The organism is Microbacterium sp., from assembly GCF_031178525.1.
GTDB lineage: Bacteria > Actinomycetota > Actinomycetes > Actinomycetales > Microbacteriaceae > Microbacterium.
The window spans coordinates 1-3,154 of the sequence record NZ_JAPSJA010000271.1; the positions used below are offsets into that span (position 1 = coordinate 1).

At 70.0% G+C, this 3,154-nt stretch carries 4 protein-coding genes and 1 pseudogene; 3 read left to right on the forward strand and 2 right to left on the reverse strand.

The window, feature by feature from the left end; all coding sequences use genetic code 11:
* The first annotated feature begins 214 nt into the window (after positions 1 to 214).
* Positions 215 to 1,009 carry an IclR family transcriptional regulator gene (locus RIF89_RS12955; RefSeq protein ID WP_309069513.1) on the forward strand — a complete coding sequence of 265 codons (795 nt, stop codon included), beginning with the start codon at positions 215 to 217 and terminating at the stop codon, positions 1,007 to 1,009.
* Entirely contained in the window at positions 1,006 to 1,725 is a 720-nt protein-coding gene (gene pepE / locus RIF89_RS12960) for a dipeptidase PepE (protein WP_309069514.1), read from the forward strand. The genes RIF89_RS12955 and pepE overlap by 4 nt, the downstream gene beginning before the upstream one ends.
* A gap of 14 nt (positions 1,726 to 1,739) precedes the next feature.
* On the opposite strand, the gene RIF89_RS12965 is transcribed toward pepE, so the two are convergent.
* Both RIF89_RS12965 and RIF89_RS14955 read right to left on the reverse strand, forming a co-directional pair.
* Positions 1,740 to 2,309 (reverse strand): IclR family transcriptional regulator C-terminal domain-containing protein, encoded by a 570-nt coding sequence (locus RIF89_RS12965; RefSeq protein WP_375294482.1) that lies wholly within the window; start codon positions 2,307 to 2,309, stop codon positions 1,740 to 1,742.
* A gap of 50 nt (positions 2,310 to 2,359) precedes the next feature.
* A pseudogene (locus tag RIF89_RS14955) lies at positions 2,360 to 2,431 on the reverse strand (helix-turn-helix domain-containing protein); the annotation flags it as partial.
* 405 nt (positions 2,432 to 2,836) lie between these two features.
* Between RIF89_RS14955 and RIF89_RS12970 the strand changes: the two are divergent.
* Positions 2,837 to 3,154 (forward strand): alpha/beta fold hydrolase (locus RIF89_RS12970; RefSeq protein WP_375294483.1); only part of this gene is annotated, 318 nt, incomplete at its 3' end.

Here is a 3,154-nt window from a genome sequence, read left to right on the forward strand (position 1 = left end):
CGAAGATGCAGACGACGACGCCCAGCAGGGTGGGGATCATCGCCAGCACTCGGCGAAGTATGGTGCGCACTGCTCTCCTTGCCTCGGTCGGCTTCGGCGGGTGCGACAACTATCCGAGGCGGAACCAGCATCACGCAACTCGTTCTCACTATATGAGACGATGGTGCACGGGTGGGCGGCGTGATCGTAGGCTGACCGCAAGAGGGGGACCCACATGGCCGAAGCGAGCGGAAGAGCGCCGTTGCAGACCGTCGACCGGGCGCTCAGTATCCTGCTGTCGTTCACCGAACGGCGCACCGACTGGGGTGTGACCGATCTGGCGAAGGAGTTCGACCTCGACAAGTCGGCCGCGCAGCGCCTGCTTAGCACGCTCGCGTCGCGCGGCTTCCTGCACGCCGACCAGACGACGCGCCGGTACCGTCTCGGCCCCGCGCTGTGGCGGATCGCCTCGACCTGGGAGCGGCGGGGCGGCATGGCCGTGCTGGTCGAGCCCCTTCTCGCCGATCTCGCCGACGCGTCGTCGCGCACCGCCGTGTTCGCGCTGGCCGACGGCGCCTACGTGCGCTGCGTGGCCGCGGTCGACGGCGGCACCACCCCGATGCGCGACCATCCCCTCGTCGGCGAGCTCTACCCCGCGCACGCCGGCGCGACCTCGCGCGCCTACTTCGCCTTCCTCTCGGCCGGCCAGCGCCAGCAGCTCATGTACCACCGGCCGCTCGCTAAGTTCAGCGACCTCACCGCCCTCGACGCCGCCGAGGTGGAGGCGGAGATGCAGAAGGTGGCCGACGTCGGCTGGGCCTATTCCGCCGGCGAGTACGACCAGAACACCCGCGCCCTCGCCGCGCCCGTCTTCGTCGCCGGCCGGCCGGTCGGCTCCGTCAGCATCGGCGAGCACAAGCGCGAGCGGCTCGGCGACATCAACGACCACCTCGACGCCGTGCTGAGGACCGCCCAGCAGATCGGCAACCTCCTCTCCTCCCACGCACCACAGCGAAAGCAGCACCGATGAACCTCCTGCTCCTCTCGAACTCCACCAATGTCGGCCAGGGCTACCTCGAGCACGCCTGGGATGCCGTACTGCCCGCGCTCGACGGCATCGACGAACTGGTGTTCGTGCCCTACGCGCTGGCCGACCACGACGCCTACACGGCGAAGGTGCGCGAGGCGTTCGCCCCGCACGGCATCGCGGTGCGCGGCGCCCACGAATCCTCCTCCCCCGCCGCGACCGTGGCGGATGCGGCGGCCGTGTTCGTCGGCGGCGGCAACACGTTCCGCCTGCTCGACCGGGTGATCTCGCTCGGACTGGACGACGCGCTGCGCGCGCACTCCGAGGCGGGGCGCCCGTACCTGAGCGCGAGCGCGGGCACCAACCTCGCTGCGCCGAGCATCCGCACCACCAACGACATGCCGATAGTGTTCCCGGGGCGCTTCGAGGCGCTGGGACTCGTGCCGTTCCAGATCAACTGCCACTACCTCGACGCCGACCCGTCGTCGACCCATGCCGGCGAGACCCGCGCTCTGCGACTGACCGAGTACCTCGAGGAGAACGAGACGCCCGTGGTCGCGCTGCGCGAGGGCACCTGGATCCGCGTCGCCGACGGCCGCTTCACCATCGGCGGCGAGGCCGTCGCCGCCGATCGCGGTCCCGCGCTGCTGTTCGCTCCCGGTCAGGAGCCTCACGAGATCTCAGGAGAGGTCACCGCACTCCTCACCGCGGCGCGCTGATCCTTCGCCTGCGATCACGGCGCCGCCCGCCGCGCGCGGGTGACCTGCGCCCCGCTGAGCTGTGCGGCTGCACCCTCGAGCGCGGAAAGATGGTCGAGCAGGTCGTCCTCGGGCTGCGAGGCCGCATCCTCGATGATCGCGACGGATGCCACCGGGCGGGCGCCCATCCGCACCGGCATGCCGAGCGCGCGCGTGCGCGCGTCGTACTCGCCTTCGGAGAGCGCGTCACCCAGCCGCGCGGTGTTGTCGAACTCGGCCTCGAGCGCCGTGAGGTCGGCCGGGGTCTGCTCCGAGAAGCGACCGAAGGGCCTGTCGTCGAGCAGCGCGCGACGTTCGGTCCGCTCGAGGAACGCGAAATAGGCACGGGATGCGCGCCGGCGTGCGCCGGGTACAGGGCACCGCGGAACAGATGCGAGCGCGGCGGCCCGCTGACGCCGTCGACCGCGGCGACGACGCGCACGTAAGCCCCGTCCGGGATCGCGAACACGGCGGTGCGACGGCTGACGGTGGCGAGCTCCTCCAGCACGGGACCGGCGAGCGCGGCAAGGCCGCCCGTGCGCTCCCACAGCATCGCCATCCGCCACAGCGCCGGACCCAGCCGGTAGCGACGGCTGTACGGCACCACACGCAGGAAACCCTGCTCGGCCAGGGCCGCGAGAAGCCGCTGCGCGGCCGAGCGGCTCAGACCGAACTCCGCCGCCAACTCGGTGACGCCCCACTACGAGCGGGTCTCGGAGTACGAGAGCAGGATCGCGAGCGCCCGCTCGACGGTCTGCAGCGATGTCGTGGCCACAGCGTCACCCTAAGCGCGCCGATCCGATACCGGGACAGAATCCCAGATAACGGGATTCATTTGGCACCGGGCATCCGGCGCTCGCACACTTGCTTCGTCACCGCCGACACGTTAGGACCACCCGAATGAGCTCCCACACCACCACCGGTGCGTTCGTCACCGAGAACACGTCTTCGCGTCACCCACGCGCGCTCGAACCCGCCACCCTGATCTTCACCATCCTGCTGAGCGTGGGAGGGGCCGTCATCGGTCTCCACCTCGTCACGACGCTGGGCATCTCGGCCAACACCTCCATTATCGTGCGCCACGATCCGGGGCCTGAACCCGAAGCAGCTGGCCGATCGGCTCGTGCACTTCCGTACCGACGCCATCGTCGCCGATGCCGAGGCGCTTCGCGCCGCGCTAGGTGCCCCAACCTGGAGCATTCTGGGGCAGAGCTTCGGCGGTTTCATCGCTACGAGCTACCTCTCCCGCCATCCGAACTCCCTCGAGCGCGTGCTGATCACCGCCGGCCTGCCGACACTCAACGGCGAGCCCGACGAGGTATACCGTCGCACCTTCGCGCAGACCGCTCGGCGTTGCGACGAACTGTTCGACACCCGCCCGGACGTGGAGCAAATCTGTCACGATATCGTG

What these genes read in the sequence shown, in the direction of transcription:
- RIF89_RS12955 (WP_309069513.1), top strand. Translation starts at nt 215, where the DNA reads ATGGCCGAAGCGAGCGGAAGAGCGCCGTTGCAGACCGTCGACCGGGCG.
- pepE (WP_309069514.1), top strand. Translation starts at nt 1,006, where the DNA reads ATGAACCTCCTGCTCCTCTCGAACTCCACCAATGTCGGCCAGGGCTAC.